Source organism: Pseudomonas sp. HP_08 (assembly GCF_055284095.1).
In genome coordinates, this window is record NZ_JBTOQC010000051.1 from 69,798 (window position 1) to 82,444 (window position 12,647).

General features: G+C 62.7%; 14 protein-coding genes. 6 read left to right on the forward strand and 8 right to left on the reverse strand.

The window, feature by feature from the left end; genetic code table 11:
- Positions 1-121 precede the first annotated feature (121 nt).
- On the forward strand, positions 122-1,672 hold the full coding sequence (gene norR / locus ACYAS9_RS26745) for a nitric oxide reductase transcriptional regulator NorR (RefSeq protein ID WP_463571438.1): 1,551 nt from the start codon (positions 122-124) through the stop codon (positions 1,670-1,672).
- Between the two features lie 236 nt (positions 1,673-1,908).
- A complete protein-coding gene (locus ACYAS9_RS26750) occupies positions 1,909-2,133 on the forward strand; it encodes a DUF6555 family protein (RefSeq protein WP_463571439.1) in 225 nt (74 codons plus the stop codon).
- A 6-nt stretch (positions 2,134-2,139) separates the two neighbouring features.
- Here ACYAS9_RS26750 and ACYAS9_RS26755 read toward each other — a convergent pair whose 3' ends face one another.
- Positions 2,140-2,634 carry a DUF3828 domain-containing protein gene (locus ACYAS9_RS26755; RefSeq protein ID WP_463571440.1) on the reverse strand — a complete coding sequence of 165 codons (495 nt, stop codon included), beginning with the start codon at positions 2,632-2,634 and terminating at the stop codon, positions 2,140-2,142.
- A gap of 201 nt (positions 2,635-2,835) precedes the next feature.
- Here ACYAS9_RS26755 and ACYAS9_RS26760 point away from each other — a divergent pair, with 201 nt between their 5' ends.
- Positions 2,836-3,423 carry a LysE family translocator gene (locus ACYAS9_RS26760; RefSeq protein ID WP_463571441.1) on the forward strand — a complete coding sequence of 196 codons (588 nt, stop codon included), beginning with the start codon at positions 2,836-2,838 and terminating at the stop codon, positions 3,421-3,423.
- Between the two features lie 10 nt (positions 3,424-3,433).
- Here ACYAS9_RS26760 and ACYAS9_RS26765 read toward each other — a convergent pair whose 3' ends face one another.
- The 7 genes from ACYAS9_RS26765 to ACYAS9_RS26795 form a co-directional block, all read right to left on the reverse strand.
- On the reverse strand, positions 3,434-4,249 hold the full coding sequence (locus ACYAS9_RS26765; protein WP_463571442.1) for an AraC family transcriptional regulator: 816 nt from the start codon (positions 4,247-4,249) through the stop codon (positions 3,434-3,436).
- A 17-nt stretch (positions 4,250-4,266) separates the two neighbouring features.
- Complete coding sequence (locus tag ACYAS9_RS26770; RefSeq protein WP_463571443.1) at positions 4,267-4,830, reverse strand: NUDIX hydrolase; 564 nt, start codon at positions 4,828-4,830, stop codon at positions 4,267-4,269.
- 1 nt (position 4,831) lies between these two features.
- Positions 4,832-5,584 (reverse strand): GntR family transcriptional regulator, encoded by a 753-nt coding sequence (locus ACYAS9_RS26775; protein ID WP_463571444.1) that lies wholly within the window; start codon positions 5,582-5,584, stop codon positions 4,832-4,834.
- A gap of 188 nt (positions 5,585-5,772) precedes the next feature.
- Complete coding sequence (locus ACYAS9_RS26780) at positions 5,773-6,258, reverse strand: flavin reductase family protein (RefSeq protein ID WP_463571445.1); 486 nt, start codon at positions 6,256-6,258, stop codon at positions 5,773-5,775.
- A 14-nt stretch (positions 6,259-6,272) separates the two neighbouring features.
- Positions 6,273-7,754, reverse strand: a complete 1,482-nt coding sequence (locus ACYAS9_RS26785) for an aldehyde dehydrogenase (protein WP_463571446.1) — start codon at positions 7,752-7,754, stop codon at positions 6,273-6,275.
- A complete protein-coding gene (locus ACYAS9_RS26790; protein WP_463571447.1) occupies positions 7,751-8,584 on the reverse strand; it encodes an alpha/beta fold hydrolase in 834 nt (277 codons plus the stop codon). The genes ACYAS9_RS26785 and ACYAS9_RS26790 overlap by 4 nt, the downstream gene beginning before the upstream one ends.
- A gap of 44 nt (positions 8,585-8,628) precedes the next feature.
- Positions 8,629-9,222: an amino acid synthesis family protein gene (locus ACYAS9_RS26795; RefSeq protein WP_463571448.1), complete on the reverse strand. Its 594-nt coding sequence runs from the start codon at positions 9,220-9,222 to the stop codon at positions 8,629-8,631.
- Between the two features lie 204 nt (positions 9,223-9,426).
- Here ACYAS9_RS26795 and ACYAS9_RS26800 point away from each other — a divergent pair, with 204 nt between their 5' ends.
- From ACYAS9_RS26800 to ACYAS9_RS26810, 3 genes are read left to right on the forward strand one after another with little or no spacing between them, the layout of a single operon-like run.
- Positions 9,427-10,413 (forward strand): helix-turn-helix domain-containing protein, encoded by a 987-nt coding sequence (locus ACYAS9_RS26800; RefSeq protein WP_463571449.1) that lies wholly within the window; start codon positions 9,427-9,429, stop codon positions 10,411-10,413.
- A 59-nt stretch (positions 10,414-10,472) separates the two neighbouring features.
- The gene (locus ACYAS9_RS26805) at positions 10,473-11,405 is read left to right on the forward strand and encodes a SphA family protein (protein WP_463571450.1); all 933 of its coding nucleotides are present in this window, start codon (positions 10,473-10,475) and stop codon (positions 11,403-11,405) included.
- A gap of 10 nt (positions 11,406-11,415) precedes the next feature.
- On the forward strand, positions 11,416-12,645 hold the full coding sequence (locus tag ACYAS9_RS26810; protein ID WP_463571451.1) for an MFS transporter: 1,230 nt from the start codon (positions 11,416-11,418) through the stop codon (positions 12,643-12,645).
- The last annotated feature ends 2 nt before the right edge of the window (positions 12,646-12,647 follow it).

The following is a 12,647-nucleotide window of genomic DNA, read 5'->3' on the forward strand; positions in this document are numbered from 1 at the left end:
AGGAGCGCGCTTGCCCGCGACCGAGTGCGAAGCGCTCGCAAAATTGATGAAACGCCACAAATTTACGACTGCTAACGCAGCCGGTCGCGGGCAAGCGCGCTCCTACATAATAGGAGCCTTGATGCCTCATCCCATGCTGCGTTCGCTGTTGCCGCTGGTGGCCGATCTGTCTCGTGAGTTGCCCGACGAGGAGCGCTATCGGCGGTTGCTGTATTCCCTGCGCCAGCTGCTGCCCTGCGATGCGGTGGCGTTGCTCAAGCTTGAAGACGATGTGCTGGTGCCACTGGCGGTCGATGGCTTGAGCGCCGACACGCTGGGCCGGCGCTTTCGGGTCAATGAGCATCCGCGTCTGGAGATTCTGCTGTACAGCGACAAACCGGTGCGCTTCGCCGCCGATTGTGAGCTTCCTGATCCCTACGACGGCCTGCTCGACGGCCATGGCACCCTTGAAGTGCATGACTGCCTGGGCTGCCCGCTGATTATCCAGGGCAAACCCTGGGGCCTGATCACCCTCGATTCGCTGGATGCCGCCAGTTTCGGCAGCGTCGATCTGGAAACCCTGCAAGCCTTTGCCAGCCTGGCGGCCGCCACGGTCATGGCCAGCGAGCGCATTCAACAACTGCTGCGCGGCTTTGAGGATCAGCGCCAGCTGGTCGAGGTCTACAAGCGCGTGGCCGGCGGTTCTTCACCGCGCGAACTGATCGGCCAGAGCCCGGCACACAAGCACCTGCAGCAGGAAATCCTGCTGGTCGGCAACAGCCCGCTGACGGTGCTGATCACCGGCGAAACCGGGGTCGGCAAGGAACTGGTCGCCGAGTCCATCCACCTGCATTCACCGCGTGCGCACAAGCCGCTGATCAGCATCAACTGCGCGGCCTTGCCCGAGACGCTGGTCGAGAGCGAGCTGTTCGGTCACGTGCGCGGCGCGTTCTCCGGGGCGGTGAGCGGTCGCAGCGGCAAGTTCGAGCTGGCCGATGGCGGCACGCTGTTTCTCGATGAAGTCGGCGAGTTGCCGCTGCCAGTGCAGTCCAAGCTGCTGCGCGTGCTGCAAAGCGGCCAGTTGCAGCGCGTGGGTTCGGATCAGGAGCACCACGTCGATGTGCGCATCATCGCCGCCACCAACCGCGACCTGGCCGAAGAGGTGCGTGAGGGCCGCTTCCGTGCCGACTTGTATCACCGCTTGAGTGTGTACCCGCTCACGGTGCCGCCGCTGCGCGAACGCGGTCGCGATGTGCTGTTGCTGGCCGGTTTTTTCCTTGAGCAAAACCGCGTGCGCATGGGCCTGCGCAGCCTGCGGCTCAACGGCGAGGCGCAGCAGCAACTGCTGGCGTATGCCTGGCCCGGCAATGTGCGTGAACTGGAACACCTGATCAGCCGTGCCGTGCTCAAGGCGTTATCGGCGCATGTTGGGCGGCCGAGGATTCTGACCGTCGAAGCCGCCATGCTCGGGCTTGACCACGACGTCAGGCCGGCACCGGGCGCAGAGGTTGCGGACACCGATCCGCTGCTGGCCGGTGGCGAAGGCCTCAAGGCCTCGGTGGATGCCTTCCAGCGGCGCCTGATCGAGCAGTCCCTGGCCCGCCATCACGGCAAATGGGCCGAGGTCGCGCGCGAACTCGGCGTCGACCGCGCCAACCTCAGCCGACTGGCAAAAAGGCTTGCGATTCGCTAGCCAGACATGCCGCTGAACGACCGTTGAGAAAAAACACGGAATCTTTCCCACCGCCTTCAGGTCCCTTATTACTCAGTGCCCTTTCATGACGCAAGGCGTTGCCTGGCAAACGAAAGATTGCCCGTTGCCTGGATCGGGGGAGATTCCGGGCAGCCGGCAATGACTTCTTTTACTTGCCTGGCAGGTTGTCTTGCGAGGGGGCACGGGGATTATCAATAAGGGAGGCAATGCTGTTAATGGCTCAGGAAAAACACTACCGGATCGATTACCTGTTGAACGGTGCTTTCAAGAGTTTCTATATTCGTGCCATCAACATGGACAATGCTCACGCCTGGCACTACGCAAGTGTGGATGCCGGTCTTGCGCGTATTCCCAAGTACCGGCTGGAGCGCGTGCCGCAGGTTTCAAAACCCTATGCGGAGCACTTCGGTATCACCAACGTGGAGTGGAGCCAGGCTTGAACTGAATCAGTCACCGTCGTAAGGAAACTCCTGCAAGGCTTCAAGCAGAGGCAGATCGCCTGGGCCTTGCAGGTTATCCAGCACCCAGCACTGAGTGCCGGGGTTTCTGGTCAGCAGCAACCGGGTGGTTTGTTCCACGCCCGGTTGTGCCGGGGCATTCTTGTAGCCCAGCAGGTAATTCATCTCGACCACCACCTGTTTGTCGACACTGGACACCTGTTTCCAGGTGACCGGCTCCTGAATATCGCCGTCCTGAGCATCGGTCCACGGATTGGCGCTGAGTGCACATTGATCGCCTGAGGCCTGGCAGGCCCAATCCTTTTTCAACCATTCAAACAGCGTTGCCGACAGGTACTGCGGCCCGCCCTTGCCCTTGACATAGAAATCGGCGTGCTGGGTGTAGATCCAGCGTGCGGTGTCGACCGGCGTGTTCGCCGGGCAAGCGGCCAGTGCCGTCCCGGACAGGCTGAAGGCGACGGCAAAAACAAGGGCTTTGTACATGGAGTGAACTCGATAAGTGACAACAATGGCGTTGGGCTGCCTCACACGTCGCATTTGTAGAGTTAAACCATAAAAAAGCAAGTACCTGACGGTTTTTCTGATGCAGGCAACCTGCTCTGTAAGGGTAATTTCCTTCAATACAGCGTCACGCACCGACCACTACCTTGCCAGGGTCATTCTGATCCCCAAGAGGTTGTGAACATGAGTGTGTTGATTTCAATGGCGACCTTCGCCCTGGCCTCGTCGATTACCCCGGGCCCGGTCAATATCGTCGCCCTGAGCGCTGGGGTACGCTTCGGCCTGCGCGCCAGCCTGCGCCATGTGCTGGGCGCGACGCTGGGTTTTACCCTGTTGTTGCTATTGATCGGTTTTGGCCTGAACGAAACGCTGCAGCAGTGGCCGTTCCTGACCCGCACCATCCAGTGGGCGGGCGTGGCTTTTCTGTTGTACATGGCCTTCAAACTGGCCAGCGATGACGGCCACCTGAGTGTCGAACAGGCCCGGACGCGGCCGACGATGTGGCAAGGCGCGCTGATGCAATGGCTCAATCCCAAGGCCTGGCTGGCGTCGATTGCCGGCATGGGTGTGTTCGTCGCCGACGGCCAGCCAACGCTGATCTGGCAATTCGCGGCGATCTACCTGGTGGTCTGCTACCTGTCGCTGGCCTGCTGGTCGGTGGCCGGCGCGCACCTGAGCCAGTACCTGCGCAGCGCCGCGCGGGTGCGGCTGTTCAACCGGGTGATGGCGGTGTTGCTGGTCGCGTGTGCGTTGTACCTGTTGCTGGATTGAAGGGCGCGGGTCAAAGCCGGTACTGTCCGGGCGTGGCGGCCAGGTGCTTCTTGAATTCGCGCTGCAAGTGGGCCTGATCGGCAAAGCCGGTGTTGCAGGCGACATCGGCGATCAGCCGGCCTTCCTTGAGTTGCCGATGAGCCTGCTGGATGCGCAGATTGAGCAGGTAGGCATGCGGCGTCATGTGGTAACGCTGCTCGAAGGCACGAATCAGGTAGGAGGGCGAGAGGTGTACGGCCTGGCAGATATCGTCCAGGCGGATGCTCTGGCTGAAATGCGTGTTGATGTACTCGGCGGCGCGCTCGATGCGCGGCGCAGGCTTGTCGCGCAATGACTGCGCACCGCCCAGCAAACGCTGCATCAGGCTGAAAAACGCCACCGCCGTGCATTGCTTGTGCAGCAGCGTGGCCTCGGGGTCGATCAGCGTGGCGTAAAGGTCGAGCAGGCCGTTGAACAGCTGCGGGTCGTGACTGTGCGACGGCGCCAGCGGCTGGAACGGCTGAGCCGCGCAGTCTTCGTCCTGAATGGCAGCCAGCCACTGCGGATCGACGTACAGCATGATGTACGACCAGGGCTGGTCATCGATGGGATTGCAGGCGTGTACCTGGCCCGGATTCATCAACACCACGGTGCCGGTATTGATGCGCAGGGTGGATTTTTCCAGCAGATAGGTGCTGACGCCTGCGGTGATGGCACCGATGGAAAACACCGTGTGCGAATGGCGCGCGTAACACACCTTGCGGCCATCCTCGACCGACCGCGCCTCGATGAACGGCAACTGCGCATCGCGCCAGAAGAATGGGCGGGTGGTGGCTGGGTCGAGCATGTCCGGATCCTTGGTTGCTACCGAATGAAATGCACCTTGCCGCTGTCGTCGTTGCCGATGTAGATGCCGTACACCCCGGCCTGACGCTCACAGATGTAGCGCTCCAGAATCTGGCGGATGGCGGGGTAGTAGATGCTGTCCCATGGAATGTCTTCGGGGGCGAAGAAGCGGTAGTCCATGGTCTCCGGCCCATATTGCCCGGTGATTTCCAGGGCCAGGGCGCGAAAGATGATGTACACCTCGCTAATCTTCGGCACGCTGAAAATCGAGTAGGGCGAGACGATCTCGGCGCGCACGCCGGTTTCTTCCCACACCTCGCGCAGGGCCGCCTGCTCGGTGGTTTCGCCGCCTTCCATGAAGCCTGCGGGCAAGGTCCAGGTGCCGGGGCGTGGCGGAATCGCGCGTTGGCACAACAGGTACTTGCCGTCCTGCTCGATGATGCAGCCGGCAATGATCTTCGGGTTGATGTAGTGAATGTACTGGCAGGCGCCGCACATCAGGCGTTCATGCGTATCGCCGTCCGGGGTGCGGTGGGCGAGGTCTTTGCTGCCGCATTGCGGGCAGTAACACGGCAGCGGCATGTCAGTGACCTATGCGTGGGTCTTTGAGTGCGACGGGGGCCACGATATCGCGGGCCTTGGCGCCGTCGTCCTGTTTCGATTGCAGGTATTCAAGCGCGACGCGGGCGGCATTGCGCACATGATCGACCGAAGCCTGATGCGCCGCCTGCGGGTCGCCGCTCTTGATCGCCTCGACCATGCGCTCCATTTCCTGATTGCTGGCGCCACGGCGGTTTTCCTGCGACACCGAGGTGGCGCGCAGGTAGCTGATGCGTGCCTGCAACTGGCGCAACTGGGTGGCGGCGACATGGTTGCCCGAGCCTTCGAGCAGCACATCATAGAAACCCTGTACCGAGTCGATCACCTGTTGCAGCTCGCCTTCCTTGAGCGCCTGGCGGTTTTCTTCCAGGGCACTTTCCAGGGCACGAATATCCTTTGGCTTGGCGCGCAGGGTGAACAACTGCACGATCATGCCTTCGAGCACGCAGCGCAGTTCATAGATATCGCAGGCATCGGCCAGGGTGATGATCGCCACGCGCGGGCCCTTGGCATCGGCAAATTCCACCAGCCCTTCGGACTCCAGGTGCCGCAGCGCCTCGCGCACCGAGGTGCGGCTGACCCCGAGACGGTCGCACAGGTCACGCTCGACCAGGCGGTCGCCCGGTAACAGCTGGAAATTCATGATCGCGCTGCGCAGTTTGTCCAACACGATTTCCCGCAGGGTAACGGGGTTACGGTTGACCTTGAAGGTGTCGTCGAGGGGCAGGCGTTTCATCGGTTCGGCTCGGAGTAAGGCTGGCTGAGGCCGAGAATCGGTGCACAGACCGAACACGCGAACCTGCAAGCGGCCAGGGGTGGGCTGGGCTTATGCAAAAGCCCGGGCACCCTGGGGGTGCCCGGGCCGGTGCCGAGTTTATCACGCGCTTGCCAGTAACCAACAAGCCTGCCCATTTGTGGCGCTCTTTACGCCAGGACCGGCAGGGCGCCGAGCTTGCCGCGATGATAAATCATCGGGGTCGCGGGCGTTTCCGGCAGGATCAGGTTCTTCACCGCGCCGACGATGATGGCGTGGTCGCCGCCATCGTATTCGCGCCACAGCTCGCATTCGATGATCGCCGTGGCCTTGGGCAGCAGCGGGTTGCCCAGCTCGCTCAGGGTGTACTCGATGCCCTTGGCCTTGTCTTTGCCCTTGCCGGCAAAGGCGTAGGCTTCAGCGGTCTGCTCGGCCGACAGCAGGTGAATCGCGAAACGCTTGCTGTCGCGCAGGATCGGGTAGGTGTCCGATGCGTAGTTGGGGCAGAACAGCACCAGCGCCGGATCGATCGACAGGGCACTGAAGGCGCTGGCGGTGATGCCGACCAGATTGCCTTCCGGGTCCAGGGTGGTGACGATGGTCACCCCTGACGGGAAGGAGCCCATGACTTCTTTGTAGATACCGGGTTCGATCATTGCTGCAGTCTCGGTTAACGCATCACGAAGGGGTCGGGCATCGGTGCCTGCGAGAGGTTGATCCATACCGTTTTCAGCTCGGTATAGGCCAGCACCGAATCGATGCCGCTCTCGCGGCCGTAGCCACTGTTCTTGAAACCGCCGATCGGCGCCATGGCCGACACCGCGCGGTAGGTGTTGACCCAGATGATACCGGAACGCACGTCGCGAGCCAGCCGGTGTGCACGGCCAAGATCACGGGTCCAGATACCGGCCGCCAGGCCGAACTGCGAGTCGTTGGCAATCGCCAGCGCTTCGGCCTCGTCCTTGAAGCGGATGACCGAGGCCACCGGGCCAAAGACCTCTTCCTGCATGATCTTCATCGAGTTGCTGTCGCACTCGAACAGGGTCGGCTCATAGAACCAGCCGGCCTCGGCGTTTTCCGGGCGTTTGCCACCCAGGCGCAGGCGCGCGCCTTCGGCCAGGGCATCGGCGACCAGGCCTTCGACGACCGCCAGTTGCTGGGCGGTGGCCATCGGGCCCATCTCGGTGTCTTCGGCTTGCGGGTTGCCGATACGAATGCGCTTGGCACGCTCGACCAGCCGCTCGACGAACTCATCGAAAATCTCGTCCTGCACCAGCAGGCGCGAACCGGCCACGCAGCTTTGCCCGGAGGCGGCATAGATGCCGGCGACCACGCCGTTGACCGCACTGTCGAGGTCGGCATCGGCAAAGATGATGTTCGGCGATTTACCGCCCAGTTCCAGCGACAGCTTGGCAAAGTTCTCGGCGCTGCTGCGCACCACATGGCGTGCGGTGGCGGCGCCGCCGGTGAAGGCAATCTTGCGGATCAGCGGGTGGCGGGTCAGGGCCGCACCGGTGGTCGGGCCGTAGCCGGTGACCACGTTGACCACGCCGGGCGGAAAGCCGGCTTCAAGGGCCAGGCGCGCCAGCTCCAGAATGGTCGCCGAGGCATGTTCCGATGGCTTGAGCACGATGGTGTTGCCGGCGGCCAGCGCCGGGGCCAGCTTGATCGCAGTCAGGTACAGCGGGCTGTTCCACGGAATGATGCCGGCGACGACGCCCATCGGTTCGTGCACGGTGTAGGCAAACAGGTCTGGCTTGTCCAGCGGCAGGGTGCCGCCTTCGATCTTGTCGGCAAGACCTGCGGTGTAATGGAAGAACTCCGGCAGATAGCCGACCTGGCCGCGGGTTTCGCGGATCAGCTTGCCGTTGTCGCGGCTTTCAAGCTGCGCCAGGCGTTCTTTGTTATCGCTGATCAAATCGCCCAGGCGCCGCAGCAGCTTGCCCCGCGCTGTAGCGGTCAGGCCACGCCAGGCCGGGCTTTCAAAGGCTTTCTGCGCCGATTGTACGGCGCGTTCGACGTCGGCTTCATCGGCATCGGGCAATTGCGCCCAAGGCTCGGCCAGCGCCGGGTTGAGGCTGTCGAAGGTCTTGCCGGAGAGGGCATCGACCCATTGACCGTCGATGCACATCTGGAAGCGAGTGAGGCTCATGCAACATCCCCTTTGATCGGGTTGTGTAAAACAGCGGACTTGTCGAGAAAATCCAGCAGCACCTGATTGACCAGGCGTGGCGACTCGACCGGCATCATATGCCGCTGCTCGGGCAGAATCGCCACTTCAGCGCCCTTGATGCGCATGGCCAGTTGCCGGGCCATGTCCGGGGTCGAACCCGGGTCCAGTTCGCCGGTGGCAACCAGCGTCGGCGCATCGATGGTGCCGAGGTCCTCGGCACGATACATGTCCTGGGTGGCAAACAGCTTATAGGTGGTCAGGTAACCCTGCGGATCGTTGCTGGCCAGGTGTTGGCGCAGCGCTTCGATCTGCGCAGGGTTTGCTGCCTGGTATTCACGGCTGAACCAGCGCGACAAGGCGGCGCCGGCGTTGGCATCCGGGCCGTGTTCGGCGGCCTGGCTGGTGCGGGCGACCACGCCTGCACGCTGCTCGGCCGTGCGGTTGAACACGCTGTTGAGGATCACCAGCCCGGCCAGGCGCTGCGGATAATGCAGAGCGAAGGCGCGGGCCACAAGGCCGCCCATGGAAAAGCCGATCACTGTGGCATGCGGCACGCCGAGGTGGTCGAGCAATTCCAGCAATTGCGCGGCATAGCCTGGCAGGCCGGCTTCAGGGTCCGGGCGAGGGCTGGCGCCATGGCCGAGCATGTCATAGGCAATGACCCGGTAGTTCGGCGCAAGGCCGACGATCTGACCGCCCCACATTTCTTTGTTCAGTCCCACCCCGTGAATCAACACCACAGGATGGCCATGGCCGGTTTCCAGGTAGCTGGTGCCGGCCGGGGTGCGCTCAGCGGTGAGCTGAATCATGGATTGCTCCTGCACAGGCGTCTTTTTATAGGTGTCGGGTTGAATTACTGGGCGGCTTTTTCAGCGGCCAGTTCTTCCAGATCGATGTAGCGGTTGCCGATGCGCGGGTGCAGGCGGCCGCCGTTGGCAGCACCGAGTACCACGACGATTTCGTCGGCGCGTGGCGCGTCTTCAATCTGCATTTCCAGGGTGATGTAGTGCGAACGCAGGCCTTCGTCGTCCTTGTTCATCATCGGGATCTGGATCGAGGTGCCCGGGCCGCCGCGCTTGTTGGTGAAGCTCAGGTAGCTCTTGGCCTTGACCGCTTCACGGTAGTGGTTACCGAAGCGCAGGGTGTGGATCACGGCAGAGGCGTGTTCGATTTCGCCGTCGGCACCGACTACAGCGGCCTTGCCATACGCTTCGATCTTGTCTGCACCACCGATGGCGGCGGTCAGGCGCTCGACCATCAAGGCACCGAGGTCGGAACACCAGGCACGGATTTCCGGGCTCAGGTCGTCAACGAAGCCGCGGCCAGCCCATGGGTTCTTGACCACAGCGGCCAGGCCAACCATGGTCACCGGCTTGTCGGCAGCCTTGCCGCCTTCGATCAGGGTTTCTTCGGTGTAGGTGACGATCTTGCGAATTTCGAAGCTCATGGAGGACTCCCGGAGAGTGGCTGTTGTATTTCGTATGATGGTATACCATAAGATCGGGCGTGCAAGTGCTTTCTACATTGCCAATAAAAAATCTGTGACCGGTGCAAATACGCACTATCCATTTCCGGCACAAATCGTCAGACCCTGTGCCGCGCGGAATGAAACTTGCCTCATGCCTGTCGATTACGTCGGGAGTGACGGGCGATGAACAGCACCAGCACGGCAGGCCACGCACCTGCATCCATCCACAGCAGCATTCGCCACAGCCGCGCCAGTGACATCGATGAGCATGCGCATAACCTGTCCAGCTGGCAGGTGCGCTATGACCAGATGACGCCTGGACGCTTCGATGGCGAGCTGACCGAGTTGCGTTGCGACTGGATGCAACTGGTCCGCGACCGCTCTAATCAGGCCATGGTCAAGAGCGGTGAGGCCTGGAAAGGCTCGATCACTTTCAGCCTGCCGCTGGCGCCGCATGGCGAGGTGTACTGCGCCGGGCACAACATTCGCACCCCCAGTCTGCTGGTGGCGCCTGCCTCTGACCTGCCGCATATCCGCACGCCGGGCGCGCTGGACCTGCTTTGCGTGGCCGTCGACCGTCAGGCGCTGGAGAGCATGTTGCAGCGCCAGAACAGCGAATTCAGGATTACCGCGTTACCCGCGTGTTACCGGCTGGAGCAGCCGGGGTTACCCATCGAGATGCGCCAGTTGCTCGATGACCTGCTCAGCGTCGACGCCGGGCACTCCGCCTTGAAGTACGAAGCCATTCGTCATGGCCTGCGCGATGCAATCATGCTGCAGCTGCTCGAACAGGTCGCCCATGACGCCGAGCCCCTGAATGCCACCGCACGCAAACGCATGGTCGACCGCGCCCGCGACTACGCGCTCAATCATCTGGACCAGCCGTTCTCGATGCTCGACCTGTGCAACAGCATCGGCGCCAGCCGGCGCAAATTGCAGTACTGCTTTCAGGAAGCACTGGGCACCAACCCCGTGGCCTATCTACGTGCAGTGCGCCTCAATGCGGTGCGCCGCGAGCTGCTTGCCGGTGGCGTATCGGCCTCGGTACAGGACGTCGCTGCGCGCTGGGGCTTCTGGCACCTGAGCCGCTTTTCCGGCGAGTACCGGCAACTGTTCGGCGAGTTGCCGTCACAGACCCTGCGCCGCGCAAGCTGTGCTGAAAACGGATAACGACTCAGGCTTCGCAGGTTTCAGGATGACCCCACCAACACGATGCAAGGGGGCATCCGATGAAGCACGACAACAACTATAAGCGCGCAGTCTGTTCCACCCTGCTGCTGGGGCTGGCAGGCTTTTGCGCAACGGCCCAGGCCACCGAAAACGGCTCGCCGACCACGGCGGTGGGCGTCTACGATTTCGGCGCCGGCATGACGCCGCCGGTCACGCCCAACGGCACCCTCGGCCATCGCAGCGCCTGGTACTCGGCCAAGGTGCAGAAAGACCGCAACGGCAAGGACGTCGACAACGATTTCTCGATCAGCGTGCTGTCGCTGAGCCTGGCGTACTTTCGCATGACCGACACCCGCTTGCTGGGGGCCAACTACGGGTTTGGCGTGGTCGCACCGTTTTTCAAGATGGATGCCAGACTGGGCGTCGACACACCGGTCGGCCGCCTGGATTTCGAGGCCGATCCGTTTCGCCTCGCCGATGTGCAGATCGTGCCGCTGATCCTGCAATGGAACCTGGCGCCGAATCTGTTCATTAACACCCAGTTCCAGATCCAGATACCCACCGGTGACTATGACGAAGACCGCCTGGTGTCGCCGGGTCTGAACCACTGGACCTTCTCGCCGATCGTCAATGCGACCTGGATCAGCGACACCGGTTTTGAGGTGTCGTCCAGCTTCGAGGTCGATATCAACACCCGTAACAAGGCCACCGACTACAAGAGCGGCGTCGAGTACCGCCACGAATTTGCCGTGGGCCAGCACTTCGGGCCGTGGACAGCGGGCATCGGCGGCTATTACTACCGCCAGTTCACCGATGACGATGCACCCAATCTGACGACGGGTAATCGTGCCCATGTCGTGGCTGTCGGGCCGGCAATCAGTTACTTCAAGCCGGGCCTGCCGCCGGTCTGGCTGCATGCCTACAAAGAGTTCGACGGCCGCAACCGGGCCGAGGGCTACACGGTCGCGCTGCGCATCGCCCACAGTTTCTGAGGACTTTTGCATGACTACCTTGAATGAGGGCGGCGTACGGCTGCCCCGTGGAAGCCGCGAAGGCGTGGTGCTGATGCTCGGCAGCAGCCTGACGATCATGGGCGCGGTAATGATCGCCCCGGTGCTGCCGCAAATCGGGGCCGAATTCGGTCCCACAACGGCACATGCCGAGGTGCTGGTGCCGCTGGCAGTGACCGGGCCGGCGCTGGCCATTGCCCTGTTCGCGCCACTGGCCGGCTGGCTGGCCGACCGTATCGGACGCAAGAACCTGTTGATCATCGGCACGCTGCTGTATGCGTTGTTGGGCTTCCTGCCGCTGTTGCTCGACGATTTGCGCACCATTGTCGGTGTGCGGCTGTTGTTCGGCTGCGCCGAGGCGGCGGTGATGACCTGCTGCGCGGCACTGATCGCCGACTACTGGCATGGCGAGCAACGCTTGCGCTACGTCAACCGCCAGGTGGTGACCATCAGCGTGGTGGGTGCGCTGTTCTTCGTCGCTGGCGGTGCGTTGGGTGAGCATTCCTGGCGCCTGCCGTTTGCCCTGTACCTGCTGCCATTGCTGCTGGTGCCCTTGATGATGCGCTGGCTCTGGGAGCCGGACCGCCTCGCGTCGCAGCCCGGTGCCGAAGCGGATGGCCGGGTGTCGCTCAGCCGTGTGCTGACCGGTTACGCGCTGGTGTTCAGCGGCATGCTGCTGGCCTTCGTGGTGCCGATCCAGACGCCCGGCCTGCTGGTGGCGCAAGGCGTGACCTCCAGCACGTTGATCGGCTTGTCGGCAGGGCTGGGCCTGCTGTCGACGCTGGTCGGCTCGCTGTTGTGGCCGTTGCTGCGCCGGCGCCTGGGTGTGCCGGGTTGCAACGCTGCGTTGTTGACACTGATGAGCGGCGGCCTGTGGCTGCTGATGCACGCGCAAAGCTACAACGCGGTGCTGTTGGCGGTGTTCATCCACGGCGTAGGCGCCGGCTTGCTGGTGCCCAATGTCATGGCGCCAGTGATGAATGCCCTGACCGCCAGTACTCGTGGTCGCGGCCTTGGCGGGTTTACCGCCTGCCTGTACCTGGGCCAGTTCATCAGCCCGGTGGTGGTGCTCGCGGTGGCGGCCCAGGCCGGCGGCGTGCCGCAATCCATCTTCTATCTGGCCATGGCCGGCTTCAGCCTGGCGCTGCTGTGTGCGCTGGTCGCCGTGCAACGTCGACAGGTGCCGGCTGTTGTGGCTTCCCCTTTGAATAATCAGGAATGACG

Bases quoted from the DNA above. Each gene is read 5' to 3' on its own strand.
- norR (WP_463571438.1), top strand. From the start codon at position 122: ATGCCTCATCCCATGCTGCGTTCGCTGTTGCCGCTGGTGGCCGATCTG.
- ACYAS9_RS26750 (WP_463571439.1), top strand. From the start codon at position 1,909: ATGGCTCAGGAAAAACACTACCGGATCGATTACCTGTTGAACGGTGCT.
- ACYAS9_RS26755 (WP_463571440.1), bottom strand. From the start codon at position 2,634: ATGTACAAAGCCCTTGTTTTTGCCGTCGCCTTCAGCCTGTCCGGGACG.
- ACYAS9_RS26760 (WP_463571441.1), top strand. From the start codon at position 2,836: ATGAGTGTGTTGATTTCAATGGCGACCTTCGCCCTGGCCTCGTCGATT.
- ACYAS9_RS26765 (WP_463571442.1), bottom strand. From the start codon at position 4,249: ATGCTCGACCCAGCCACCACCCGCCCATTCTTCTGGCGCGATGCGCAG.
- ACYAS9_RS26770 (WP_463571443.1), bottom strand. From the start codon at position 4,830: ATGCCGCTGCCGTGTTACTGCCCGCAATGCGGCAGCAAAGACCTCGCC.
- ACYAS9_RS26775 (WP_463571444.1), bottom strand. From the start codon at position 5,584: ATGAAACGCCTGCCCCTCGACGACACCTTCAAGGTCAACCGTAACCCC.
- ACYAS9_RS26780 (WP_463571445.1), bottom strand. From the start codon at position 6,258: ATGATCGAACCCGGTATCTACAAAGAAGTCATGGGCTCCTTCCCGTCA.
- ACYAS9_RS26785 (WP_463571446.1), bottom strand. From the start codon at position 7,754: ATGAGCCTCACTCGCTTCCAGATGTGCATCGACGGTCAATGGGTCGAT.
- ACYAS9_RS26790 (WP_463571447.1), bottom strand. From the start codon at position 8,584: ATGATTCAGCTCACCGCTGAGCGCACCCCGGCCGGCACCAGCTACCTG.
- ACYAS9_RS26795 (WP_463571448.1), bottom strand. From the start codon at position 9,222: ATGAGCTTCGAAATTCGCAAGATCGTCACCTACACCGAAGAAACCCTG.
- ACYAS9_RS26800 (WP_463571449.1), top strand. From the start codon at position 9,427: ATGAACAGCACCAGCACGGCAGGCCACGCACCTGCATCCATCCACAGC.
- ACYAS9_RS26805 (WP_463571450.1), top strand. From the start codon at position 10,473: ATGAAGCACGACAACAACTATAAGCGCGCAGTCTGTTCCACCCTGCTG.
- ACYAS9_RS26810 (WP_463571451.1), top strand. From the start codon at position 11,416: ATGACTACCTTGAATGAGGGCGGCGTACGGCTGCCCCGTGGAAGCCGC.